The organism is Ewingella americana ATCC 33852 (genome assembly GCF_000735345.1).
In the GTDB taxonomy this organism is placed as follows: domain Bacteria; phylum Pseudomonadota; class Gammaproteobacteria; order Enterobacterales; family Enterobacteriaceae; genus Ewingella; species Ewingella americana.
The window spans coordinates 29,130-53,862 of sequence record NZ_JMPJ01000017.1 but is presented as its reverse complement, the minus strand read 5'-3'; the positions used below and the strand labels follow the sequence as shown (position 1 = coordinate 53,862).

The window sequence follows — 24,733 nt, the reverse complement described above, 5'->3', positions numbered from 1 at the left end:
GTAATTCAGTTCAGGAAGTAAAGCCAAGATATGAAGCAAGGTTTGCAGCTCAGATTTAGCCAGCAATTGGCCATGACACCTCAGCTACAGCAGGCTATTCGCCTGTTGCAGCTATCGACGCTTGAGCTCCAACAGGAGATCCAACTGGCGCTGGAAAGCAACCCGCTGTTGGAGCAAACCGATCTGCATGATGAAATTGATTCCGTCGAAGCCACGGCCAGTGAAGGCCTAGATACGCGTGAAGCCCTTGAGCAGAAAGACATGCCCGAGGAGCTGCCGCTCGACGCCACGTGGGATGAGATTTACACCGCAGGAACGCCGTCAGGCACTGGTAATGACTACAGTGATGACGAGTTGCCAATCTATCAGGGCGAAACCACCCAAACGCTGCAAGATTACCTCATGTGGCAGGTCGAACTGACCCCGTTTACTGATACCGACGCCGCCATTGCCACTTCTATCGTCGACGCCGTTGACGAAACCGGCTACCTCACCGTCTCGCTGCAAGATATCCTTGAAAGCATGGGCGATGAAGAGGTCAGCATGGAAGAGGTTGAAGCCGTGCTCAAACGCGTTCAACGCTTTGATCCGGTAGGGGTTGCGGCGCGTGACCTGCGCGATTGTCTGCTGATCCAACTTTCGCAATATGTGGCGGAAACGCCATTTTTGGCCGAAGCTAAATTGATTGTCAGCGAACATCTGGATCTGCTCGCCAATCATGATTTTCGCGCACTGATGCGTTCGACCCGCTTAAAAGAAGATACACTTAAATGTGCGATGCAGCTGATTCAGTCGCTGGATCCGCGCCCCGGGCAGTCGATCAACACTGGCGAATCTGAGTATGTGATCCCCGATGTGCTGGTGCGTAAAGTGTCGAACGTCTGGACCGTCGAGTTGAACTCAGACAGCATTCCACGCCTGAAGATTAACCAGCAGTATGCCGCGATGGGCAACTCAACGCGTAGTGACAGCGACGGGCAGTTTATTCGCAGTAATTTGCAGGAAGCCAAGTGGCTGATTAAGAGCCTTGAGAGTCGTAACGACACGCTGCTGAAAGTGACGCGCTGCATTGTCGAGCAGCAGCAGGCGTTCTTTGAGTCAGGCGAAGAATTTATGAAACCTATGGTGTTGGCCGACATCGCCAGCGCCGTGGATATGCACGAATCGACCATATCGCGCGTGACCACGCAGAAGTTCCTGCACAGCCCGCGCGGCATCTTCGAACTAAAATATTTCTTCTCCAGCCATGTCAGTACTGACAGCGGAGGCGAGGCATCATCTACCGCCATTAGGGCGCTGGTGAAGAAATTAATCGCGGCGGAAAACCCTGTCAAACCGTTAAGTGACAGCAAGTTAGCCACCATGCTCTCTGATCAAGGGATCATGGTCGCACGCCGCACAGTAGCGAAATACCGAGAGTCTTTGTCCATCCCGCCTTCAAACCAACGTAAACAGTTAGTTTGACCTCAACAGAGAAGGAAGACATTATGCAGCTCAACATTACCGGACACCACATCGAGATCACGGAACCTATCAGAGAATTTGTTACGACAAAATTTGCCAAACTTGAGCAATATTTTGATCGAATAAATCAGGTATACGTGGTGTTGAGCGTTGAAAAAGTGCAGAAAAAGGCGGAAGCCACGCTGCATGTGAATGGAGGCGAGTTGCACGCCACCTCGGATCATCAGGATATGTATGCAGCCGTCGATCTCCTGATTGATAAGCTGGCTCGCCAGCTAAACAAGCACAAAGATAAACTGAAACAGCACTAGCACCCACATAGTCTCTGTGCACTACGGACCTTGAGTATCGGCTCGCGACCTTCTGGCAGCGAGCCGAACTGTCATTTAGGGTAAAAGAGCCTGTCCGGTGTCAGAGCGAAAAAGTGAATGATGAAATGATTAACGATATAGCCATGCAGTTAACGTCGGTCCTTAATGCCGAGTGCACCAAAAGCGGCGTTCACTGCGCCAGTAAGAAACGCGCGCTGGAAATCATCAGCGAACTCGCCGCCAAACAGCTCAATCTGGCGCCACAGGTCATTTTTGACGCTATTTTGACTCGCGAGAGAATGGGCAGCACCGGCATCGGTGCAGGTATCGCCATTCCTCACGGCAAATTGGAAGAGGATACGCTGCGCGCCGTAGGGGTGTTCATTCAACTGGAACAACCTATCGCTTTCGACGCTATCGATAATCAACCTGTCGACCTGCTTTTTGCCTTGCTGGTCCCTGCTGATCAATGTAAAACCCATCTACACACCTTGTCTTTAGTGGCGAAAAAGCTCGCTGACAAGGCCGTGTGCCGTCGCCTGCGCGGCGCGCAAAGTGACGAAGAACTGTTCCAAATCATGACCGAAAGTGAATAATAAGAACAATAGGGTCTAAGACCCATTTGATTGATGTTCAGCCGGATCTTATTTTCCGGCACGATTTTGCCAATGACGGTTCCCGGATAGTGTTCCGGGAAAGTGAATTCTGAACACTGATTGCAGGGGAGTGACAACATGGTGCTGATGATTGTCAGCGGCCGTTCCGGTTCAGGGAAGTCGGTTGCTTTGCGGGCACTGGAAGATATGGGGTTTTACTGTGTCGATAACCTGCCGGTGGTGTTACTGCCGCAGCTCGCGCAGACCCTTGCTGAACGTAATACCTCCGCCGCGGTCAGTATCGACGTGCGCAACATGCCGGAAACTCCGGAAGTTTACGAACATGCAATGAAACAGCTGCCTGCGAGCTTCTCGCCACAGCTGCTGTTTCTCGACGCCGATCGCAACACGCTGATCCGCCGTTATAGCGACACCCGTCGCCTACACCCGCTTTCCAGCAAAAACCTGTCGCTCGAAAGTGCGATTGATGAAGAAGCTGACCTGCTGGAGCCGCTGCGCTCCTCGGCAGACCTGATCATCGACACCTCAGAGATGTCAGTTCACGAACTGGCTGAAATGCTGCGTACCCGCCTACTGGGCAAGCGCGAGCGCGAACTGACCATGGTGTTTGAGTCCTTTGGCTTCAAGCACGGTATTCCTATCGATGCCGACTACGTGTTTGACGTGCGCTTCTTGCCGAACCCGCACTGGGACCCGAAACTGCGCCCGATGACCGGCCTGGATAAACCCGTCGCCGCGTTCCTCGACCGCCATACCGATGTGCATAACTTCATTTACCAGACTCGCAGCTACCTTGAACAGTGGCTACCGATGCTGGAAACCAACAATCGCAGTTATCTGACCGTCGCCATTGGCTGTACCGGCGGGAAACATCGCTCGGTTTACATCGCTGAACAACTGGCTGACTACTTCCGTTCTCGCGGGAAGAATGTGCAATCCCGCCATCGCACGCTGGAAAAACGCAAATCATGACGGTTAAACAAACGGTAGAAATCAAAAACCGGCTGGGCATGCACGCCCGCCCGGCAATGAAGTTGTTTGAACTGGTGCAGAGCTTTGAGTCAGAAGTGATGCTGCGTAACGACGCAGGCATTGAAGCCGAGGCCAGCAGCGTGATCGCGCTGCTGATGCTGGACTCGCCGAAGGGCCAGCAGATTGAAATCGAAGCCACTGGCTCCGATGAGGTTCAAGCTTTGGAAGCCGTGATTAATCTTATTAATTCCGGCTTCGACGAAGATTAATTTACCCGTCATAAGGATTTAAACGCGCCAATGCGCGTTTAAATCCTACTCAAGCAATCTATCGCTATCGCTTTAAAAGAATCAAAACTCTCACTGCTCAGCAAACGGCTCATCGACCTTTCCCGCACAAAGGTCACGAATAAGTCGTAAATCGCCATCGCCTCTTCATAGTCCGCTTTGCTGATCGCCAGCAGGAAGATCACGTGCGCGGTTTCGCCATCGCCCCACTCGATGCCTTGTGGAGAGAGCAGCGTGATCACCACGGTTTTCTTTGCCAGCAGCCCCAGCGAGTGCGGGAGCGCAATGCCTTCGCCCAGCATGGTCGAGACAATCTCTTCGCGCTCGACCACTGACGGATAGAACTCCGCGTCAACATAGCCCTCTTCTTCCAGCTGGCTGCACACTTTGTGGAACAGCTCGGCCTGGGTCATCGGCTCATTAATTATCATGAAATGGCGCTCGTCGAAGAACTTCTCCAGCATGTAGGGCCGCGTGCGGTCGACCAGCACCAGCTTGCCGAGCTGCTCCATCTGGTATTCGGTCGGGAATGGCGACAGCACCACCACCGGCTTGTTCTTCTCATTGATACGCGCGTTGGAGATGATGAAGTCTTCGTCGATGTGCTCCAGCTTCTCGTAATCGCGCAGCGACACCACCTGCGTCACCACCAGCTGCGGGTATTTGCGGCTGATCTGCGCCTGAATCATGCGAATGGTCGAGTTGCCGGTATCGCACACCAGCATCACCTGCGGATGGCGCTGGTAGCCGATGTTGTAGTGGCGCTCCAGCCCGACGCCGATATGCAGCACCAGAAAGCCGATTTCGTTCTCACTGAGCGAATACGGCGTGTATTTACCCCAGCTGGAGACTGCGGCCAGCGTGACGTCATAGGCCATCGGGTAGTGCTGCTTGATGTTGCTCAGCAGCGGGTTGGGGATATTAATCTGATACTTCACCCGGGTGATCATGGTCTTGATATGGGTGAGAAGGTCAGCGCGCAGCTGCTTATCCCCTTGCAAATCATAGTTATAGTGCGCGTTGATATAGGACAGAATGTAATCCACCAGCGACTCATCGTCGTCAGCGTTAATGTCCGTCGGCAAAATGTTCTGTACCCGCCGCGCTGCGATGTTCACCCGCAAATAAGCTTCTTCCGCCGCCGGGATCTCCTTACCCACCAGTGCTTTAAGCTCGGCCGCCAGACGCGTGGAGACCTGCTTCACTGCCGGGTCGCCCTCTTCGGCATCAAAATCTGTCAACGGATAGCCGCCGCTAATGCGCTTAATCGCCACCGCGCAGTACAAAATCAGGTACTGCTCGCCTTCATCGGTCAGCTGAATGGAAGACTGCGCCAGCGACTGGTGCATAAAATCGGTTAACGGCCCCAGCGCCTCAAGCGCCAGACTCTCGGTTTTCAGCAGCGGATGGCTCTGTTCGTCGCTTTCCAGCTGGAACAACAAATCTGTCAGGCAGGAGCGGATCGCCAACTCCGCGCCAAACAGCTTCATACCGTAGCGCGGCTTGGTTTCAATGCTCAGGTGGTAACGTGCCAGATGTTCTCTGACCTCAGCCATATCATTTTGCAGGGTTCCCCGGCTGACAAACCATTCATCGGCCAGATCTTCCAGCTTGAGCGAGAAAGCTGAGGTCAAAAAGCGTATAAGCAGATAATTCACCCGCTCCGGCGCGGTGCGCGGCGTTGGGCTGACCCGGCGATTGTTGGTTTCCTGCAACGCAGAGAACAGCGTCTGGTCGTCGATTTTTAGCTGATAACCACTGCCGCGGTTATGCACAAAGGAGGCGCCGTACTGGGCCATGATTTCATTTAGCGCGGTAATGTCAGCGCGCACGGTGCGAGTGGAGACGTCAAGGCGCTTCGCCAGCTCGTCCTGAGGCAGCGTTTCGGCCTGTAATGCATCAAACAGATGGGCCAGTCGTTGATAGGGAAATCTCACCATAATCCTTCCAGTTGGTTGTTGCTGTGAAACATCAATTCTACTGCCACTTGAAATGACAAGGCGGGATGACCCACTGCGTCACCCCGCACCCGTTTTTTCCGCCTACCTCGCGAGGTAACGCGCTTAAGGAACAATCACCATCTGCGATGGGCTGCCCACTGGCGTGTAATCATCCACAAAAGTCAGTTTACCGCTCTCGACAGCAATCTTGAATCGAGTGATGTTATCGCTTCGTTGATTCATCGCGTAAATGTATTTTCCATCCGGCGACAAGGTCAGCGTGCGCGGGTAGTCCCCACGGGTCCAAGCTTCCTCAGCGAAGGTCATTGCACCCTCGCCCGTCACGTTGATTTGCGCGATGCTGTTGTGCAGGCGGTTCGCCACGTACAGGTGATGCCCATCCTTGCTCAGCACGATACCGGCGGCAAAGTTAGTGCCTTTAAAGTTAGCCGGTAACGAAGAGAGCACGTGCAGTTGGGTCAGCGTGCCTTTGGCGCTGTCGAAGCGGTAGCTGGTCAGGGTCGAAGCTTCTTCGTTGATCAGGAATACCACTTTACCGTTCGGGTGGAACACGAAATGGCGCGGTCCGGCCCCGGCGGAAGAAGCGTTGATAAACGGCGGATCGTTGGCTTCCAGCTTGCCGCTGGCGCTGTCCAGCTTCCACTGGTAGATCCGGTCCAGACCAAGATCGGTTGAGAAGACAAACTTGCCGCTCGGATCGGTGGCGATCATATGCGCGTGCGGGCCATTGTGGTCGCTGGCGGCAAAGCTGCCCGGCGCCGCACCTTCAGGTTTGGCGGCACCGGCCGGGCCTGAGTCTTGCTGATGATCGCTGGCTTCACCCAGTTTGCCACTGGCATCAACCGGGAAGGTCGCCACCACGCCGCTGATGTAGTTAGCCACCAGCAGATGGTCGCCTTTTGGCGTCAGCGACAGGTAAACCGGGCCTGCGCCCTGTGAATCTACCTGATTAATCAGCGTTAAGCTGCCGTCCTGCGGGTTGATTTTATAAGCCGCAATCGCGCCATTTTTGCCGCCATTGTAGTTATCGATTTCACTGCCGATGAACAGGGTTTTGCCGTCGTGGCTCACCACCATCTGTGCCTGATTCGGCAACTGGCTGGCCAACACGCGGTCAGTCAGCGCGCCGGTTTTGCTATCAAATTTGAAACGATAGACGCCTTCGCCATTGGGATTGTAAGTCCCGACATAGGCATAGTGTGAAGTTTGGGCCATAGCTTTTTCTGCTGCGTAGAGCGGTGTGGCAGACATCGCCACCATCGCGGATGTTAAACCTGCAATCAGTAACCAGTTTCTCATACATTTCCTCAAATCAAAGGGATTGCCAGACAAACGCGGGATCCCTGCGCCATAAAACGGCGACGCAGGGTGTTTAACAGTGCAGCGAACTGACGGCGCGGATTGGAATACGAGAAGAAACCTCAGCTTACGAGCTTTTTGACGCTCGCCAGCAGGGTTCTGACATCGGCCGGACGGGTGTCGCCGCTGGCGCTGTCGATAATAGAGCTGTAGATGTGCGGGATGACTTTGCTCACCCCGGCTTCGAGGGCGATCTCCATGATCGGCTCGAAGTTTTCCAGATCGATACCGCCGGTCGGCTCCAGCCAGAAGTCGTGCTCGGCGCAGGCGCGCGCCACGGCGGCGAACTCATCACGGGTCTTCAGGCCGCCCATTGGGAAGTATTTCACCGAGCTGCCGCCCATGTCTTTGAGCAGCGCAATCGCGGTTTCGACCGGCACGATGGCGTCGGGCTGCGAGGCGCTCAGTGGCCCGGTATTGATTTTAACCCAGCCCACTTTGCCGGTTGGGGAGATAAGGCCGTTAACCACGCTGTCATTCTGGCCCAGCAACGCGCGGCTGGTGCCGACGCCGGTGAACACCTGATTGACGTGCTGAGGCTGAACCTGCTGTGAAATCAGGCTGACCATCAGCGACTGGCGCGGGTCGCCTGCGCCAAGCCCGACGGACAGGGCGTTTTCAATCAGCGACGCGTACTCTTTCATATCCGCTACGGCAGAAGGCACATCGGCATAGTTCTTGGACAGCACGCCAACCAGCACGTGGCCCTGCGCCGCGTCGTAGATGTCGCGGGCATTGTCTTTGGAGCCAGCCAGCACGTTCAGACACACGCGATCGCGATAGAAGTTCGGGGTCAGGTTCATGCTTTTGCTCCATCAAAAATTTGTTTGAAACGTTCGGCGACGATGGCTAACTGCGGCGGGGTCACGCTGCGCACGTCGACTTCAATCTTGCCTTCGTTGGCGCGGTAACCACGGAAGTACACCGCGATATCGCCCTCTTTCATCGCTTCCACAATGGCTTTGGTTTTCCAGCCCAGCACGGCTTCGTCGAAGGTGATTTCGGTGCGCGCAATGTCGCGCCCGGCGCTGTCCCACACCACGCGGCCACTCACGCCGTTGATTTGGTTCAAGCTTTCGATGAATGGCGTCATCTTGTCCACCATCTCCTGCCCAGTGGTTTTCGGCTGGGTGATGTAGCTTTCAATCGCCTGCGTTAAGCCAAGAATGCCCTCTTTGCCGACTTTCATCGCGCGGCCAATACCGCCGGACTGCTGCTTCACCCACTCGACGTACTGGTGTTTGCCCAGCACCAAGCCGCTGGTTGGCCCTTCGATGGCCTTCGCGCCGCTGTAAATCACCAGCGTTGCGCCCATGTTGTAGTAGCAGGTCAGGTCCTCTTCGGCGGCGGCATCGACTATCAGCGGCAGGTTGTGCTGCTGCGCCACGGCGGCGGCTTCTTCCACCGAGAGAATGCTTTTTTGTACCGAGTGGTGCGATTTGATGTACAGAATGGCGGCGGTGCGCGGTGTAATGCAGGCAGCCAGCTGGGCAGCGGAGCATTCGTTGGCATAACCGGCTTCAACAATTTTGCCGCCCCCCATGGTGACCATGGTGCCGACCGGCGCGCCGAAGTTCACGTTGTGGCCTTTCGGCAGCACGATGTCGTGCGGCACTTCCAGCGGCGCGGCGTGCAGGTTTTCCAGCAGCCAGGCGTTGTCTTTGATGATCACGGCGGCGACTGACTGAGCAATCCCCGCCGAGGCGCAGGAAACCACCACGGCGTTTTCGACATTCAGCAGCTTGGCGATGTAAGCCCCGGTTTTATTGACCAAATCCTTCATTTCGAAGTAGTGATTCAGGCCCGTATTCACCACGTCAGCCACTTCCGGGCGCGGGGTAGACACGCCCAGTGCGGTCATACGGCCTGAAGCGTTAATAACTTGTTTTAATTTATATTTTTCGTAGAGATCGGCATTAGAAGACATGATTTGATTTCCCTTCATCAGTTAATAGGGTGACGCCAGCGACCACGGCGGCCAGTGGGATCAGATGGTGTTCGCCGGTCACTGACTGGCCTTCGGAGTCGAGGAAGACTTTCGGCGCGTGTTGGATCTCAAACAGCGTCAGGTCAGCGTCGGCACCGACTTCGAGGCGTCCTTTTGACGGCAGGCGAAGCGCGTCGGCGGCGTTAGCGGTGACGCAATCAATCACCTGTTCTAACGTCATGCCGACGGTAAAGAATTTAGACATCACCGCCGCCAGACTGTGGACCGGGCCGTTGACGCGGTTGCGGCAGTAAATATCGGAGCTGATGGTGTGCGGCAAAATGCCTTGCTGAATGGCCAACTGGGCCACTTCAAAGCTAAAGCTGGCGCTGCCGTGGCCGACGTCGAGGCGCACGCCGCGGCTCAGAGCGCGTTTAATCGAATCACGCAGCACGCCCTCAGGCGATAAAATGCGGTTGGGTTTGCCGTTGTAGCAGTGGGTGATGATGTCGCCGGAAGTCAGTAGATCGGCGATTTCATCCAGATTTGGCGGGTTATTGCCAATGTGCACCATCAGCGGCAGGTCGTCGTTTTCCTGCTGGATCTCTTTGGCGCGGTTCAGCGGCTTAATGCCATTTTTGCCCACCACGCTGCTGCTCATGCGAGCTTTGATACCGATGATAAAGCCGGGGTTGCGGGCGATAGATTCGCGCACGCCCACTTTGTCGATTTGCTCCATGTCCGCCAGCTCGTTTTGGGTCACGATGCCGGTGCGGGCGATATTGAGGAAAGCAAAGACGTTGGTTTTGGCCTGACGGGTCAACTGGTAGAAGTCATCGACGTCGTTCGCGCCGGTGCTGCCTGCATCAATAACCGTGGTGACGCCGCTGGCGACGCCGACTAAGTCCGGCTCGTCGTGATAAATCGGCGATTTGCTATAACAGTGAACATGAGAGTCGATCCACCCGGCGCTGGCGAAAACCTTGCCCTGTAGCTCGAGGATCTGTTTGGCGCTGACGCTGGGATCCAGCTGGCCGATGGCGGCGATTTTACCGTCGTGAATTGCAATATCCGTCAAGCTGCCGTCTGAGCTTTTTGCCTGTCGGATTATCAGGTCATACAACATACGCCATTCTCCGTTAACGCAGGGCAGTTACAGTGGCCACCCGACCCGTTCTGTCCTGCTTTTAGGCGTCAGCGGCGAGCCGCCGACGCCTGATTTAACTCGTTTTATTGCTTTCTACTACAGCGATACTCTTTACAGTGATACCGGGAAAATTGCCCCGAGGATCATCGCGCCCAAAATAGCGCCGCCGGTGATCGGTTTCTGCCAGATGTAGAACACCAGCGCGCCGAGCAATGAACCCAGACCGATTGGAATTGAAGCCGCCATTGCGGAGAGGATAATCAACGGGCCGAGGAAGCGGCCTGAGGCGTTACCCGCGCCCATCATGACGTCTGCGCCGTAGGTCGAGTTACTCTGGTTGATGGTAAATTTACGCGCCAGAATGATGATGTAACCCACCGCCAGCCCCAGAATCAGGCCAGTCACCAGAGACGCCGCGAAGTTGGCCACCGGGAACACGATGCCAGCGCCCAGCAGAATCGCCGGAACCCCTAACCCGATACCCGTCTGGATAGCGCCGCCGATATCAAGAATACCGACCAGCGAGCCTTCGATAATACGGGCGAACAAGAAGCTCGCGCCGAAGGCGGCTACTGCGCCATACACCCCGGTATCCATGCCGGAACGCAGCATTGACACGAAGGCGACTTCGTTAAAGGCACCGATGCCGTACAGGTAGTACATGTGCGTACCGGCAAATACCCCGGAGGAGAGTAATCCGACGAAGATCGGGAACGACCACTCGGCGTACCAAAAACCACTTTTGGCTTGTTCTTCCATTGTCATAATCCCCTGTTACTTGCCGCTAAGAGAGTTGTGAATGCCGTTCAACCATGCCGGAACATCCAACATGAAGGACTGAAGCAATTTCACATCGAAACCGCGGAAGAACCCGCTGAGCACGAACAGCGCAATAATTGCCGCCATCATCACCTTGGTCACATGGTTCCAGCCGCCCTCTTCGACGCCTTTACCAATCAAGATACCCAGTACCAGACCCGGCACGGCGTTACCCATGATCATCTGTGCCAAACCACCGAAGATGGTGGCCCAGAAGCCGGAGCGGCGGCCTGCGTCAATCGCTGCCAGCCAGAAAATCACCGGCATGACGGTGTTAACCAACAGGTTAGCGGCAGGCACCAGCACTTTGACCGCGGTAACCTGCAAGGCTGCCGGTACGGCGGAGGCGGTGGTGTTGAGGAACGCGACGACAATCATGCCGATAACAGCACCGGCGATGGCCATCTTGCGCGGATCGTGCAGGGTTTCAGACACGTTGCGGTTTTTCACCATCAACGAGGCTGCGGCCCAGTGAGGAATAATGCGGTGGTCGACGTCTTGTGTGAAGGAACCTGCTGCGACAGAAGACGCCCAGGCGTTGAAGAAGAAGCCTAAACCGAAAGAGAAATGCGAAGCTGGATCGCCTTCACAGGAATTTAATTCCCCAAGAGTACGAAAAGCCCCCATCCCTTGCACGCTTGGCGCGTGAAACATACGTGCAGCACCTGCACCTACGCCCACGCCGACCAATCCGCCGATAATAAGCGACTTAAATAAGATAATTAAAAACATCAGTATATCCTTGTCATTTATAGCTAACGTTTTTAGAGCCTTTTATCAGGAATATTAATTCCTGACTCAGCGGCTCCTTATTTAGTGACAAAAACTACCTTGTCAGTCTCAATTACAGTCATATTGACGGTAATATCGAGCACTAAGTAATAACTCTTCCTTTCTCTGGCCAGAAAAAAGAACAGGAACTTTTCCTTTCTTACCGTCTCTTCTGCGGTGATCACCTTGACGTCCTGCGGTTCAATTCGCAGCAAGATATTATTCGTAGATTTAAGAACGGTTCTTTGCACCTGACTCAGCGCGGCAGAAAAGGCGGCGGCCTTATTTTCGCCTTTTCCTTCAACCCGAACGGTGGTGGTTAATTGTTGTTTCATTACGGCTGGCCGAATTTCTTGATATAAGCTTCAACCAGACGTTGACCCAGCTCTTCTTTATCCATAAATCCGAAACCTAATACATTACAACCTTCGTTAATTGCAGTTACGCCTTCATCCACAGAGCGCATTCCATATTTTGCTTTATATCCGTATTTGGTTTGCGCAGTAATTGCGCCCGCGCCGCCACTGCCGCAGAAAGAGATGCCGAAGGTGGCATTTTCTGCTTTCATCACGTCGCCTAATTTCATGTCAGCGGCCACACCCGGCACAACGATAGCCTTGCCACCTGCGGCTTCTACGCCTGCTGCAACTTTCTGGCCTTTCCCTAAACGGTCGCCGATAACAACGGTAATTTGTCCCATGAGTTCTTTCTCCAGATAAATTGTGTGAAATATAAATCGTTAAGAATTGTTGTCTTTTGCGACTTCAAAATGTACCGAGAGTAAATAAGCCTCTTCGATAGGTAAATTGCCGAACAGGTCGACAACTCGCTCCGCCATTCGCATTGACTCCGCAGAGATTTCGTCAAACAGCTCTTTTTCAACCTCGGGTAATGGTTCGCCAGTAATTGAGCGTAATACCATTGCCTTAACGTGCGAGGCTAACATCTGCTGCTGGACATCATTGGTATAGATATTTTCGGCATTCAACATCACCTGAATATCTTTTAACACTTTCTCTGTGGTTGCTTCTGCGTCTTCCAAACCAATTTGCCCTGCCGTATTAACAGATGCGGTTCCGTTATTCACTCGCGGTTACCCCTCTCCTTGCCGTGCAATGCTAAAAAAGCGCGTTTATTTCATCTGTCTTTACCCTAACCCCGTGGGCATTTCCTGTGTAGACGGTTTTTTTCCAGTTCAAAGTGGAAATGCAGTGACCTAAGCGGATCACATTCTCAAAACTGGGATTAATCTGGGGATACCGCTATCAGACGGCGAGGGTTCAGGGTATTTCACTGCCTTTAGGCGTTTTAGTAGTGACGAATGAAAGGTTAGCCCTTCCATTTTGCGCTATCTCTGCCTAGTATCAGATGAGAAATTTAAAAAACGCCAACACCCCTGCGCTTTTGCGCGGGGGTGTTGCTTTTTGACAATCGGCAACCATGCCACCCTACACCATCGCTTGCGATGGCGACTCAGAAGGAAATAGGAAAAATGCTATGAGCAAACCGACCCTGACCATCAACGAGCTTGATGCAGAACGTTTAGATACCTTACTGGCGCAGGCGGCTTACGCCAGCGGCCCGGTGGCTGAGGCATTGAACGATGAACTGGATCGCGCTGAAATCCTGCCGCCGCAGGAGATACCTGCCGACGTCGTGACGATGAACAGTAAGGTACGCTTCACGGAAGGCAACGAAGGCGAAGAACATGTGCGCACGCTGGTTTACCCGGCGGCGTTGAAAGATACCGATGAGCAGCTGTCAGTGATGGCTCCGCTAGGTGCCGCTCTGCTGGGCCTGCGCGTGGGTAGCAGCATCACCTGGACCATGCCGAATGGCAAAGAGAGTCTGGTTAAGGTGTTAGAGTTATTGTATCAGCCGGAAGCGGCCGGAGAGTACCGCCTGTAGCAGTCACGCCCTCCCGATGGCCGGGAGGGCGTATAAATCTTATCTGAACTTCTTGTGGTTCTCGTCACGAATCGCTTTGAAGCCTTGAGCTTCTTTCTTCGCATCATCCAGTTTGCCAGCTTTCGCCAACGCAGATGCTTTGTCGATACCTGCTACCAGCTCATCCATGCCTTTTTTGTAATCCTGAATCTCTGGGCTGTTAGCCGCTTTCCCTTCCAGTTTTGGCGGGGTTGCGTTTTTAGCGTCCAGCGCGGCGGCTTTCATGTTCGCCAGGCTCGCTTCGAAATCTTGGGCATTGCCCGCTTTCAGCGCTTTGCCATAGTTGTCGGCGATGGTGTCCATGTTAGTACCGACGTCAGCCGCCAAAGCGACCATAGAACTGCTTCCAAGTAGGGCAACGGCAACCATTGCTATCAAATGTTTACGCATTTTCGTGTCATCCATCTAGGTTAATAGAGATTTATAATTTTGTTAAAAAACGACATTACTTATTCAGCAATAACAAAATAAATGGGCGCAGGAAAAAGTGGCAGAGCTTTTTTGTAAATAAGTAATGTCTGAGTGGAATTGGGGTGGAATTAGAGCTGAAGAGGATAAAAAAAACGCAGCGATCGGGCGATCGCTGCGCAGAGAACACGAAAGTAGGGATTATTCGCCAGCGATTTTCATCTCTGGCAGCAGCACGGAGCCACACTGAATATTGCTGCGAGTTTCGATGTCGCTGCCAATACTCACCATGTTGCGCCACATGTCTTTCAGGTTGCCAGCGATGGTTATCTCACTGACCGGATACTGAATTTCGCCGTTTTCCACCCAGAAGCCTGCCGCACCGCGTGAATAGTCGCCGGTGACGCCGCTGACGCCCTGCCCCATCAGCTCGGTTACCACCAAGCCTTTGCCCATTTTGCGCAGCATAGCGGCGAAGTCATCGCCCTGACCAGCAATGCGCCAGTTGTGGATGCCGCCCGCGTGGCCGGTGGTTTGCAGGCCCAGCTTGCGCGCCGAGTAGCAGGTCATCAGCCAGCTTTGCAGCACGCCGTCTTTGACGATGTCACGGCGCTGAGTGCGCACACCTTCGCTGTCGAATGGCGTAGAAGCCAAACCTTGCAGCAGGTGCGGATGCTCTTCAATAGTCAGCCACTCGGGAAGGATCTGCTTGCCAAGGCTGTCGAGCAAGAAAGAGGACTTACGGTAGATGCTGCCGCCGCTGATAGCGCCAACCAAGTGGCCGAACAGGCCGGTCGCCACTTCAGAGGCGAACAGCACCGGCGCTTTCATGGTTGGCAATTTACGCGGAGAGAGGCGAGACAGCGTGCGGCGTGCGCACTCGGCACCCACCCACTCAGGATTCGCCAAGTCACTCATTTTACGGGCGATGGTGTAGGCGTAGTCGCGCTCCATATCGCCGTCGTGCTCGGCAATCACCGAGGCGGAAATCGAATGGCGCGTCGAGCAGTAGCTCTGCAACATGCCGTGGCTGTTGCCGAAGACGCGAATGCCGTAATGGCTGTTGAAGCTGCCACCTTCGCTATTGGTGATGCGCTTATCGGCGGCTAACGCGGCCTGCTCGGCGCGGGCTGCCAGCTCGATGCCGCGATCGGCGTCTAACTCAGTTGGGTGGAATAGGTCCAAATCCGGGGCATCAAAAGCCAGCATCTCTGGGTCCGCGACGCCCGCGAAGGGGTCAGGAGAGGTGAAGCGGGCGATGTCCAGCGCGGCCTGTACGGTGCGAGAAATGGCATCTGAGCTAAGATCGGTAGATGACGCGCTGCCTTTACGGTTCTGATAATAGACGGTAATGCCTAACGCGCCGTCGCTGTTGAATTCGACGTTCTCAACATCACCAAAGCGGGTGCTTACCCCAATGCCGGTGGTCTTGCTGACCGCGACTTCAGCACCGTCTGAACCGGCTTTCGCTAATTCGAGGGCCTGAGCTACGGCCTGTTCCAGTGTCTTACGCTGTTCTGCAACTTGATTGACTACGTTCATCAGTCTGCCATCACTTATGAGAAAAAAGAGGTTACGTTGCCTTTGAGTCTAACAGAGACGCCCCATTATTTCGCACCCGACACGCTAGGAAGCGGCTTAATATGCAACAGAACGTGGAGGTAAACCCCATAACCATGCATAATGCCGCCACGCAATAAAGCACAATGAAAAATGATAGGAAAACCTCCCAAGGAGGAAGCACTCATGACAAAGAAAATTGACGACTGGCTGGATGACGTTCCCGAGAGCAACGAGAACGAAGAAGATGATGAAATCATCTGGGTCAGCAAAAGTGAAATCAAACGCGACGCCGAAGCCCTGAAAGATTTGGGTCAGGAGATGGTCGATTTAGGCAAGAACTCGCTGGATAAGCTGCCGCTGGATGATGATCTGCGCGCAGCCATCGATTTGGCGCAGAAGATCAAGAAGGAAGGCCGCCGCCGTCAGCTTCAGCTGATTGGTAAAATGCTGCGTTCTCGCGACGTCGAGCCTATCACCACCGCGTTGGATAAGCTGAAAAACCGCCACAACCAGCAGGTTTCCCTGTTCCACAAACTGGAGCAGCTGCGTGACCGTCTGGTGGAAGAAGGCGATGACGCGATCCCACCGGTACTGGAGCTGTATCCAGAAGCCGATCGCCAGCAGCTGCGCGCGCTTATCCGCAACGCGCAAAAAGAAAAGGCAGCCAATAAGCCGCCTAAATCTTACCGCCAGATTTTCCAATATCTGCGCGAGCTGGCCGAAGCCAAAGACCTGTAAGTCTCTTCAGCTATCAGCAGTAGCCACCGAGGATCTCTGGGTGGCTGCTACTCTAGCGACTCTCCCGCCTACTCTTTCGTTTACTCTTTAGCTTTACCCGTCGCCGCCGCCGCTTTCTCGTGGACGTTAAAACGCAGCTCGCCTTCCAGCTCTTCTTCCGCCTCTTCAAACAGCAGGATCAGCGCGCCGAAGCGCCGTTTGCGGCTGACATTCAAATGGGCAAAATCTATTTCAACGGGCAGCTTAATGCCTCCCGTCACCTCATCCCAGAGTGCGTCAAGATTGGCACCAAAGCTCTCGCTCAGACCAAACTGACGGGCAAACTCGCCATAAAACGCGGGCAAATCGGGGATATGATTAAAATCGAAGACCACTTTATTCATCGATGTCACTCCACCCGAACAAATTGTTTATAGTGATCGCGGCTGACGTAAATCAGGCCATCGCTGGCGAACAGCACGCGATCAGCGCCGCGCCGCCCACAGCGATAGTTGATATCAGCCTCGCGCCACACGCGTTTGTAGGCATTAGGCAAGCGCCCTTCGCGGTTTGAGAACCTGTCGCCGCCTATTGCCTTACCCGGTAAGACCTGACACAGATTGCCCGCGCGGGCGTCCCATCCCGCGTCGCGTGCCTGCCTTTTGGTCACGTAATAATCGGGCAACCGATGATTCTGCCGCAAATAGCTCACCACGGTTTGCTCCGAGGTCAGCCCAGCCAGCGTATCAGAAGATTGTTTCGCCAAAACGACAGACGAGAACTGCCCCGCCAACAGCCCGAGGCACAAACTTATCCAAACGCTGCGCTGACGCAGCCCTTTCAATCGATTCATCATTGCCCTGTTTTTACTCATTCAGATTACTGATTCAGAGTTTTAGTATGTCTCTACAGGTTACCTAAATGTAAGGTTTTCACCTGCAAATATTCTTCCAGACCTAACACCGAACCTTCGCGGCCCAGCCCAGACTCTTTCACCCCGCCAAACGGCGCGACTTCGGTAGAAAGTGCGGATTCGTTAATGCCAATCATGCCACTTTCAATCGCTTCGGCAACCCGGAATACGCGCTGCAAGTTTTGAGTATAGAAGTAAGCGGCCAGACCAAACGGCGTCGCGTTGGCGCGTTCGATAACTTCTTCTTCGGTTTTGAAGCGGAAACAGGCTGCCAGCGGACCGAAAGTCTCATCTGCCGCCACTTTCATGTCGTCGTTAGCGTCGGCAATTACCGTTGGCTGGTAGAAGTTTCCGCCCAACTCGTGGCGCTGACCACCGGCCACCAGACGACCGCCCTTCTCTAGCGCGTCTTTGACGTGGTCTTCCACTTTCTCTAACCCTTTGATATCAATCAGCGGGCCGACAATCACGCCGTCGTCCATGCCGTTACCGACTTTCAGCTTGCGCACTTCTTCTGCCAGCGCGGTGACGAACTTGTCGTAGACGCCGTCCTGCACGTAGATACGGTTGATGCACACGCAAACCTGCCCGCTGTTGCGGAATTTGCAGCTCACCGCGCCTTTCACCGCGACATCAAGGTCGGCGTCGTCAAACACGATATAAGGCGCGTTACCGCCCAGCTCCATCGACACTTTCTTCATGGTGTCGGCGCTGTTGCGCACCAGCGTTTTACCCACTTCGGTCGAGCCGGTAAAGGAGATTTTACGCACCTCGTTGCTGGCCATGATGGCGTCACTGATAGCATGAGTATCACCGGCCACGCCGTTGATAACGCCGTCAGGAACGCCCGCCAGATGAGCCAGTTCAAGCAGCGCAAAGGCAGAAAGAGGCGTGTTGTTGGCAGGCTTAATCAGGCCAGTACAGCCTGCGGCCAACGCCGGGCCGAGTTTGCGGGTCAGCATCGCCAGCGGGAAGTTCCACGGCGTAATGGCCGCAACCACGCCAATCGGTTCACGGGTTGCAAAGATGCGTGAACCTTCTTTCACCGGCGGGATGATTTCGCCATTGGCGCGTTTGGCCTCTTCGCTAAACCATTGCAGGTAGCTGGCGGCGTACTCGACTTCGCCCAGCGCCTCTTTCAGCGGCTTGCCCTGCTCGGCCACCATCAGCTCGCCGAGGAACTGTTTGTTTTCAATCATCAGTTCATACCAGCGGTGCAAAATCTCAGAGCGCGCCTTGCCGGTTTTTTTGCGCCAAGCCGGGAGGGCGTCGCTGGCTGCTTTGATCGCCGCGTTGGTTTCTGCTTTGCCAGCTTTGGCGACTTTCGCCACCACTTCGCCGGTGGCGGGGTTTAACACATCAAAAGTTTCTTTGGCTTCTTGCCATTTGCCGCCCACGTAAAACCCGGTTTTAAACAGTTGGTGAGAAGTGAGTTTCTGTTGATTGGCTGACATAAAGGTTGTCTCTCCTGCTGATAAACATCGTTTAAAAACAACGATGTAAGAATGTAAGTTTCAGTCTTCAATAGCTTAAGTATAGCGGCTAATACGGACTGCGGGCTTCAGACCGCACGTCATGTCCATGCGGCAGAAGGAAAAAAAAAGCCGGAGCAACTGTGGCCCCGGCATGATTTACGCGAGTTTGACCGTCAGGCCAAGAAGGCGTGTTGGTACTTGTGCAGCATATCGGCGAGTCGTTTGACCGGCTCCGTCACCTTGAGCGGCGCGTGATGCTCCACCAGCTTTTGCTGATACTCATTCAGCTCGGACAACAGGCGCTGATAGTAGTAAGTCCGCTTGCCTTCCCCCGACGACACCACGTGGTCGGCGGTATTACGGATTTTCTTGTGGAAGGCCGACAGCTCTTCGCTGACTGGGATCTCCGCCATTTTCATCCGCTGGTGCGCGATGATCAGCATCAGCGCCAGACGGTACTTATCAATATCATTCGGGAACATCACCAACAGCTGATTCAACTGATGATAGAGCGCCGGAAGGTGGTTCTCGCGACGGCGGTACGCTTTGGTGGTTAAGGCCGACACCGCGCTGCTCATAAAGCGGTTCAGCAAGGTGCGCCCGGTTTTGTCGCGCGACTTATCGCGGATAAGCAGCAGCACCACCAACGCAATAATGGTACCAATCGCCTGACCCGTTGCATTGTCGAGAAATGCGGTTACGTTAAATTTCATTGGGTTACTGAGCACCAGCACGTTAATCGTCCCGGCTAATAGCCCGAGCATCCCCAAGCGGCGCTTCTGCACTTCAATCCCAATGAAGAAGGTCAAAATCCCCAGACACAGGCAGAGCAGGAACAGGCTCTGCTGGGTGGCGGGCATGATCAGCATGAAGTAAATCGAGCCGACCGGGATTGCCAGCAGCATGCCGACCACGAAGTCTATCGCCATGCCTTTCGGGTTCGGGGTACGCATAGCCAGCGAGGTCACCACCGCAATGATCACCACGCAGCCGCTGGCCGAGGTCCAGCCGGTCCACAGCCACAGCAAGCAGCCCGCCGCACTTGCCACGAAGGTACGAATGCCGTTAATCAGCGCGTGGTGGCGCTCGGCGGAGGCCGGTCTGACCTGCACCTCGGTGTTGAGCAAATCCGCTTCCAAATAGCTGATGCTGCTGTTGGTGTGAACGCCCTTAATCAGCAGCAGCGCGCGGGTTCCCGCGCCAATCCAGCTGGTGACGGTGAGCAAGATGTCTTCGCTGTGCGAGGAGGAGACCGCCAGACGCAGCTGTTTCATCCGCCGCCGCACCTCGATCGCCGTCTCTGCCGGTTCGGCAAATAGCGCTTTGATCTCTGGCGTCACCCGCTCGGGGGAGTTTTGCAGAATAAGATAGGTTTCGCAGGCCTGGGTTATCATGCTCAGCGAAGTGCTGTGCAGCGCCTTCAACCGCCGGTTGCAACGCTGCCAGCGGGAAGACTCCATCATCAAGCTGTTACGCATGCCGTTAAGCGCGGTAGTGCTCTTGATGAGGTTGCTCCAAGACTTGTCGATATCCTCTTTCTCGGCGCGATTGATGCACAGCCGCATCAGCGCAAACTGGTCTAGCATCAGTTGGCTAACCGCGCGGTCAATGTCAGTTTTGATCGAACGCGGCGAAAACAGCAGGTCAGCCACGATAGCGCAGCAGATACCAATCACGATTTCGCTACAGCGCTCGACGGCAAACTGCGGCGTTTGCAAAGGCGTAGTCGCCGAGGTCACCACGATGATCAGCGCGGTGTAGCCCGCCAGCCCGAGCGCATAAGAGTTCTCGACGCGAACCAGCGACGACCACCAAGTGCAGACCCCGGCCCAGATGCAGCACAAAAGCAGCATCACTACCGGAGCACGCGCCGTGGCGATAACAATCACCAACGCCGCGATACAGCCGACAAAAGTACCGATAACGCGCAAGAACCCGCGGTGACGAATGGCACCGGCGAAGGGTTCACCACCCGCCGCCATTGCCGGGCCGGAGGTGACGATAGCCGCCGTCATCGCCGCCCAGCGCGGGGTTTCCAGCTGCATATAGAAGCCGAGAACCAGCGCGCCGAGAATGGCGAAAGTCAGCTTGCAGGCGAACCTGATGCGCGGTATCAGTATGCTATTCATCGCGGCTTAACCGAACTCACGCAGGCGGTGTAACAGCTTGGAGAATGGCGACTGGTGCTCATGTTTGATATCGTGATCGCCGGTGATCACCACCGTCGCGGTAGTCCCTGCCGGGTACGGGTGCTGCTGGTCAACGTCATCCAGCACGATTTTCACCGGCACGCGTTGCGCCAGACGTACCCATTCCAGATTACTGTCGACCGTCGCCAGCCCGTTGGCCGCCGCAGACGAAGAGCTGTTGGTCACCGCCGCAGCGACACTGTCCACCGAGCCATGCATAATGCGATTGCTGCCCAACGGGGTAATTTCAACCCGGTCGCCCTTTTTCAGGCCGGACAGCTTGGTTTCTTCCAGATACGCCAGAATATAGAAGGTGTTTTTCTTCACCAGCGCGACGGCGGTCGAACCGCGATTGATATAGTTGCCCGGATGCACATTGAGGTTGGTCACCCAGCCGTCAGCCGGGGCGGTCACCACGGTACGCTGTAAATCCAACACCGCGAGGTCGCGCGCGGCCTGTGATTTCGCCAACTGGTGTTGCGCCGTTTGCAGGACGTTATTGGCCTGATCGATCTCTTCTTGCGACATCGCCTGCACGCCCAGTTTCACACGGCGGCCTGCTTCGCGTTTTTTCTCTGCGACCAGCGCCTGATAGTAGGCAACGTCGGCATTGGCTTCGTCCAGCGCCTGTTGGTAACGCGGCTGGTCAATCTTGAACAGGGTTTGGCCCTTGAGGACTAACTGGTTATCCACGACAGGGACATCCGTCACCAAGCCGGTGACGTCCGGCGCGATAGAAACCACGTCGGCGGTAAATTTGGCGTCACGAGTCCAAGGCGATTCGGTATAGAACGCCCATGCCCGGAAAATTGCGATGGCAGCAAGAACCACAAGAATTAACGTTATTAAGTAACGTATTATTTTTATAGAGAAATTTTTCACGACACCCTCAGATGAAGAAGCAGGAAATCAGGTAGAACAGACAGCAGTACATCGCTGTGTTAAATAACGCCGGATGCCAGACAAAGTCATAAATTCCGGTGGGCTGTAATAGGCGTCGTAGCAGGAAAAACAGCACCAACGCCAGCAGTACTTCGAAGAACACCGGAGGAAACGACAATCCGAAAATCACCATTACCGGAAGCAAACTCATTCAAAAATCCTTAGTTTATAGTCACGGGCTTTAGTCTCGTGGCGTTACTCTCACCAGAAGGCCCCGTCGCAACACGCCCGAGCTTTTTCATTATTTTAGGCAATACAACCGCATTCCGAGAGCCAGAATGAGTTAAAAAGAGACAATGGGTTTGCCAGAAAAGTGTGCGAAGGTAAGCATTATGTTGCCAGCGAGCGCCGAACCCGAGGTATTCACCCGAGTAACTATATTAGCCTGCTTATTATCAAGTTATCAACGTTCTGTGATCACAATCACTTTTAAGCCAGAGTTAACAATGGAACGATTAAAAAGAATGTCGGTTTATGCTCAAGTGGTCGAAAGCGGTTCGTTTACCGCCGCCGCACGCCGCCTTGAGATGAGTGTTTCCGCGATCAGCCAGACGATCTCAAAACTAGAAAACGACTTACAAGTCAAACTGTTGAATAGAAGTACCCGCAGCCTTAGCTTAACCGAAGCCGGTAAAATTTACTATCAAGGCTGTATGAAAATGCTGCTGGATGTACGCGAAGTGCACGAGCAATTATATGCCTTTAACAACACGCCAACCGGCACATTGCGTATCGGCAGCTCGTCGACAATGGCACAAAACGTTCTTGCCGCCATGACCGCCGAGATGCTGATTGAGTACCCCGGCTTGAAGGTTAATCTGGTCACCGGCATTCCGGCCCCTGACTTGATTGCCGACGGCCTCGACGTGGTGATCCGCGTAGGGAAGTTGCAGGACTCCAGCCTGTTCTCCAAACGCCTCGGCTCCATGCCGATGATTGTCTGCGCCGCACGCAGCTATCTCAGTCAGCACGGTAAGCCCGAGAAACCGGCGGACATGGTGAATTTCTCATGGATTGAATACAGCGTGCGGCCCGACAGCGAGTTTGAGCTGATTGCGCCAGAAGGCATCACCACGCGTATCAACCCGCAGGGGCGCTTCGTCACCAATGACTCGCAAACCCTCACCCGCTGGCTGAAAGCCGGAGTGGGCATCGCCTATGTGCCGCTGATGTGGGTGATCAATGAGATCAACTCCGGCGAGCTGGAGATCCTCTTCGGCAATTATCAGTCAGACCCGCGCCCGGTCTACGCGCTGTACACTGAAAAGGACAAAATGCCGCTGAAAGTTCAGGTGTGTATCAACTACCTGACCGAGTACTTCAAAGAGGTGGGGAAAGTCTATCAGGGCTATCGGCAAGGCAAGCTGGGGCCGAAATAGCATGAAAAAAGGGAACCCTAGGGTTCCCTTTCTATTATTGAGTTGAAAACTTAAGCACTGCCGCCGACAGTGATGTTGTCGAGCTTCAGAGTCGGCTGGCCTACGCCGACTGGCAGACTCTGGCCCTCTTTGCCACAGACGCCGACGCCTTTATCCAGCGCCAGATCGTTGCCGACCATGGAGATCTGCTGCATCGCTTCAATACCTGAACCAATCAGCGTCGCGCCTTTCACCGGCTTGGTGATACGGCCTTTTTCAATCAGGTAAGCTTCGGTGGTGGAGAAGACGAATTTGCCCGAGGTGATATCCACCTGACCGCCGCCAAAGTTAGGTGCATACAGGCCGAACTCCACGCTGCTGATGATCTCTTCCGGCGTAGACTTGCCGCCGAGCAGGTAAGTGTTGGTCATGCGCGGCATCGGCAGGTGAGCATAAGACTCACGGCGGCCGTTGCCGGTTGGCGCAACGCCCATCAGGCGCGCATTCAGCTTGTCCTGCATGTAGCCTTTCAGCACGCCATTTTCGATCAATACGTTGTACTGGCCCGGCACGCCTTCGTCATCAATCGCCAGTGAACCACGGCGGCCCGGCATGGTGCCGTCATCCACCACGGTACAGAGTTCAGACGCCACCAGTTGGCCCATTTGCCCGCTGAACATAGAAGTGCCGCGACGGTTGAAGTCGCCCTCTAAGCCGTGGCCGACGGCTTCATGCAACAGCACGCCCGGCCAACCTGCGCCCAGCACCACCGGCATTCCGCCAGCAGGCGCAGCGACTGCATTAAGGTTCAGCAGCGCCATGCGCACCGCGTCGCGAGCGTAGGCTTCGGCGCGCACTTCGCCATCTACGGTTTCGAGGAAGTAGTCATAACCAAAACGACCGCCGCCGCCGCTAGAGCCGCGCTCACGACGCCCGTCATCTTCAACCAGTACACTGACCGACAAACGCACCAGCGGGCGAATGTCTGCCGCCAGAGTGCCATCAGTAGCAGCGACTAAGACGCTTTCGTAAACGCCGGTGATGCTGGCGCTGACTTCCTGCACGCGCTTATCGGTGGCGCGGGCAACGCGGTCAACACGATGTAATAACTCAATTTTCTCTTCGCGAGACAGGCTCTGTAATGGGTCGAGGATTGGGTACAGCGCCTGATAACCAATTTCACCCAGCGTGTGGGTTTTGCCGTTGCCCTGCTCACGCACGATGCTGCGCGCGGCGGTGGCGCTCTGCTGCAAGGCATTCAGGGTGATTTGGTCTGCGTAGGCAAAGCCGGTCTTCTCACCACTCACCGCGCGCACGCCAACACCCTGATCGATATTGTAAGAGCCATCTTTAATGATGCTGTCTTCAATCACCCACGCTTCGTGGAAGCTGGACTGGAAAAAGAGGTCGGCGTAGTCGAGACGGCGTTCAGACAGTTGACCTAATACAGCGAACAGGTCTTGATGACTCAGATTGTTAGCGGTTAGTAACCGCTCACTGACTAATGCCAGACTCATAGATTCTCACTCTCTTTGGGGATGAATTGTCGCGGCATGAACGGTGATTCATTAGCCGCCAAACAATTC

The 24,733-nt window shown here is 54.7% G+C and carries 27 protein-coding genes; 8 read left to right on the top strand and 19 right to left on the bottom strand.

Features of this window, described 5'->3' with window-relative positions:
* The first annotated feature begins 30 nt into the window (after nucleotides 1-30).
* The 5 genes from rpoN to npr all read left to right on the top strand — a co-directional run bounded on the left by rpoN (nucleotide 31) and on the right by npr (nucleotide 3,633).
* Nucleotides 31-1,464, top strand: a complete 1,434-nt coding sequence (rpoN, locus tag GEAM_RS00340) for an RNA polymerase factor sigma-54 (RefSeq protein ID WP_034786705.1) — start codon at nucleotides 31-33, stop codon at nucleotides 1,462-1,464.
* Between the two features lie 23 nt (nucleotides 1,465-1,487).
* The gene (gene hpf, locus GEAM_RS00335; protein WP_034786702.1) at nucleotides 1,488-1,775 is read left to right on the top strand and encodes a ribosome hibernation promoting factor; all 288 of its coding nucleotides are present in this window, start codon (nucleotides 1,488-1,490) and stop codon (nucleotides 1,773-1,775) included.
* 113 nt (nucleotides 1,776-1,888) lie between these two features.
* Complete coding sequence (ptsN, locus tag GEAM_RS00330; RefSeq protein WP_172468494.1) at nucleotides 1,889-2,371, top strand: PTS IIA-like nitrogen regulatory protein PtsN; 483 nt, start codon at nucleotides 1,889-1,891, stop codon at nucleotides 2,369-2,371.
* Nucleotides 2,372-2,509: 138 nt separating this feature from the next.
* Nucleotides 2,510-3,364, top strand: coding sequence for an RNase adapter RapZ (rapZ, locus tag GEAM_RS00325; RefSeq protein WP_034786699.1), 855 nt, complete (start codon nucleotides 2,510-2,512; stop codon nucleotides 3,362-3,364).
* The gene (gene npr, locus GEAM_RS00320) at nucleotides 3,361-3,633 is read left to right on the top strand and encodes a PTS phosphocarrier protein NPr (protein WP_034786698.1); all 273 of its coding nucleotides are present in this window, start codon (nucleotides 3,361-3,363) and stop codon (nucleotides 3,631-3,633) included. Before rapZ ends, npr begins: the two co-directional genes overlap by 4 nt.
* A 38-nt stretch (nucleotides 3,634-3,671) precedes the next feature.
* Here npr and GEAM_RS00315 read toward each other — a convergent pair whose 3' ends face one another.
* From GEAM_RS00315 to GEAM_RS00270, 10 genes are all read right to left on the bottom strand, one after another.
* Nucleotides 3,672-5,591: a BglG family transcription antiterminator gene (locus GEAM_RS00315; RefSeq protein ID WP_034786697.1), complete on the bottom strand. Its 1,920-nt coding sequence runs from the start codon at nucleotides 5,589-5,591 to the stop codon at nucleotides 3,672-3,674.
* Nucleotides 5,592-5,714: 123 nt separating this feature from the next.
* Nucleotides 5,715-6,911, bottom strand: a complete 1,197-nt coding sequence (locus tag GEAM_RS00310) for a lactonase family protein (protein WP_034786696.1) — start codon at nucleotides 6,909-6,911, stop codon at nucleotides 5,715-5,717.
* 122 nt (nucleotides 6,912-7,033) lie between these two features.
* Entirely contained in the window at nucleotides 7,034-7,774 is a 741-nt protein-coding gene (gene dagF / locus GEAM_RS00305) for a 2-dehydro-3-deoxy-phosphogluconate aldolase (protein WP_034786695.1), read from the bottom strand.
* Nucleotides 7,771-8,898: a DgaE family pyridoxal phosphate-dependent ammonia lyase gene (locus GEAM_RS00300; RefSeq protein WP_034786693.1), complete on the bottom strand. Its 1,128-nt coding sequence runs from the start codon at nucleotides 8,896-8,898 to the stop codon at nucleotides 7,771-7,773. The genes dagF and GEAM_RS00300 overlap by 4 nt, the downstream gene beginning before the upstream one ends.
* Nucleotides 8,888-10,021, bottom strand: coding sequence for an amidohydrolase/deacetylase family metallohydrolase (locus GEAM_RS00295; protein WP_034787286.1), 1,134 nt, complete (start codon nucleotides 10,019-10,021; stop codon nucleotides 8,888-8,890). Before GEAM_RS00295 ends, GEAM_RS00300 begins: the two co-directional genes overlap by 11 nt.
* A gap of 135 nt (nucleotides 10,022-10,156) precedes the next feature.
* On the bottom strand, nucleotides 10,157-10,804 hold the full coding sequence (locus GEAM_RS00290) for a DUF4310 family protein (protein WP_034786691.1): 648 nt from the start codon (nucleotides 10,802-10,804) through the stop codon (nucleotides 10,157-10,159).
* A gap of 15 nt (nucleotides 10,805-10,819) precedes the next feature.
* A complete protein-coding gene (locus GEAM_RS00285) occupies nucleotides 10,820-11,596 on the bottom strand; it encodes a DUF4311 domain-containing protein (RefSeq protein ID WP_034786690.1) in 777 nt (258 codons plus the stop codon).
* A gap of 77 nt (nucleotides 11,597-11,673) precedes the next feature.
* Nucleotides 11,674-11,970 carry a DUF4312 family protein gene (locus tag GEAM_RS00280; RefSeq protein WP_034786689.1) on the bottom strand — a complete coding sequence of 99 codons (297 nt, stop codon included), beginning with the start codon at nucleotides 11,968-11,970 and terminating at the stop codon, nucleotides 11,674-11,676.
* Nucleotides 11,970-12,335, bottom strand: coding sequence for a glycine-rich SFCGS family protein (locus GEAM_RS00275; protein ID WP_034786688.1), 366 nt, complete (start codon nucleotides 12,333-12,335; stop codon nucleotides 11,970-11,972). Before GEAM_RS00275 ends, GEAM_RS00280 begins: the two co-directional genes overlap by 1 nt.
* A 39-nt stretch (nucleotides 12,336-12,374) precedes the next feature.
* On the bottom strand, nucleotides 12,375-12,722 hold the full coding sequence (locus GEAM_RS00270) for a PRD domain-containing protein (protein ID WP_034786687.1): 348 nt from the start codon (nucleotides 12,720-12,722) through the stop codon (nucleotides 12,375-12,377).
* A 410-nt stretch (nucleotides 12,723-13,132) separates the two neighbouring features.
* On the opposite strand from GEAM_RS00270, the gene rnk reads away from it, so the two are divergent.
* Nucleotides 13,133-13,543, top strand: a complete 411-nt coding sequence (gene rnk / locus GEAM_RS00265; protein ID WP_034786686.1) for a nucleoside diphosphate kinase regulator — start codon at nucleotides 13,133-13,135, stop codon at nucleotides 13,541-13,543.
* Nucleotides 13,544-13,582: 39 nt separating this feature from the next.
* On the opposite strand, the gene cybC is transcribed toward rnk, so the two are convergent.
* Together cybC and pmbA are read right to left on the bottom strand one after the other, a co-directional pair.
* Complete coding sequence (cybC, locus tag GEAM_RS00260) at nucleotides 13,583-13,972, bottom strand: cytochrome b562 (protein ID WP_034786685.1); 390 nt, start codon at nucleotides 13,970-13,972, stop codon at nucleotides 13,583-13,585.
* A 219-nt stretch (nucleotides 13,973-14,191) separates the two neighbouring features.
* Nucleotides 14,192-15,532, bottom strand: a complete 1,341-nt coding sequence (gene pmbA / locus GEAM_RS00255) for a metalloprotease PmbA (protein WP_034786683.1) — start codon at nucleotides 15,530-15,532, stop codon at nucleotides 14,192-14,194.
* 204 nt (nucleotides 15,533-15,736) lie between these two features.
* Here pmbA and yjgA point away from each other — a divergent pair, with 204 nt between their 5' ends.
* Complete coding sequence (gene yjgA, locus GEAM_RS00250) at nucleotides 15,737-16,291, top strand: ribosome biogenesis factor YjgA (protein WP_034786682.1); 555 nt, start codon at nucleotides 15,737-15,739, stop codon at nucleotides 16,289-16,291.
* 80 nt (nucleotides 16,292-16,371) lie between these two features.
* Here yjgA and GEAM_RS00245 read toward each other — a convergent pair whose 3' ends face one another.
* The 6 genes from GEAM_RS00245 to aaeX all read right to left on the bottom strand — a co-directional run bounded on the left by GEAM_RS00245 (nucleotide 16,372) and on the right by aaeX (nucleotide 21,940).
* Complete coding sequence (locus GEAM_RS00245) at nucleotides 16,372-16,674, bottom strand: barstar family protein (protein ID WP_034786681.1); 303 nt, start codon at nucleotides 16,672-16,674, stop codon at nucleotides 16,372-16,374.
* A 5-nt stretch (nucleotides 16,675-16,679) separates the two neighbouring features.
* Nucleotides 16,680-17,126: a ribonuclease domain-containing protein gene (locus GEAM_RS00240; protein ID WP_084674007.1), complete on the bottom strand. Its 447-nt coding sequence runs from the start codon at nucleotides 17,124-17,126 to the stop codon at nucleotides 16,680-16,682.
* Between the two features lie 50 nt (nucleotides 17,127-17,176).
* Complete coding sequence (locus GEAM_RS00235; protein ID WP_034786677.1) at nucleotides 17,177-18,637, bottom strand: NAD-dependent succinate-semialdehyde dehydrogenase; 1,461 nt, start codon at nucleotides 18,635-18,637, stop codon at nucleotides 17,177-17,179.
* A 194-nt stretch (nucleotides 18,638-18,831) separates the two neighbouring features.
* Nucleotides 18,832-20,787, bottom strand: coding sequence for a p-hydroxybenzoic acid efflux pump subunit AaeB (gene aaeB / locus GEAM_RS00230; protein WP_034786675.1), 1,956 nt, complete (start codon nucleotides 20,785-20,787; stop codon nucleotides 18,832-18,834).
* 6 nt (nucleotides 20,788-20,793) lie between these two features.
* A complete protein-coding gene (gene aaeA, locus GEAM_RS00225) occupies nucleotides 20,794-21,729 on the bottom strand; it encodes a p-hydroxybenzoic acid efflux pump subunit AaeA (RefSeq protein WP_034786673.1) in 936 nt (311 codons plus the stop codon).
* A gap of 7 nt (nucleotides 21,730-21,736) precedes the next feature.
* Complete coding sequence (gene aaeX, locus GEAM_RS00220; RefSeq protein WP_034786671.1) at nucleotides 21,737-21,940, bottom strand: p-hydroxybenzoic acid efflux pump operon protein AaeX; 204 nt, start codon at nucleotides 21,938-21,940, stop codon at nucleotides 21,737-21,739.
* Nucleotides 21,941-22,235: 295 nt separating this feature from the next.
* On the opposite strand from aaeX, the gene aaeR reads away from it, so the two are divergent.
* A complete protein-coding gene (gene aaeR / locus GEAM_RS00215) occupies nucleotides 22,236-23,168 on the top strand; it encodes an HTH-type transcriptional activator AaeR (RefSeq protein ID WP_034786670.1) in 933 nt (310 codons plus the stop codon).
* 50 nt (nucleotides 23,169-23,218) lie between these two features.
* On the opposite strand, the gene tldD is transcribed toward aaeR, so the two are convergent.
* Nucleotides 23,219-24,664, bottom strand: coding sequence for a metalloprotease TldD (tldD, locus tag GEAM_RS00210; protein WP_034786668.1), 1,446 nt, complete (start codon nucleotides 24,662-24,664; stop codon nucleotides 23,219-23,221).
* Nucleotides 24,665-24,733 lie beyond the last annotated feature (69 nt).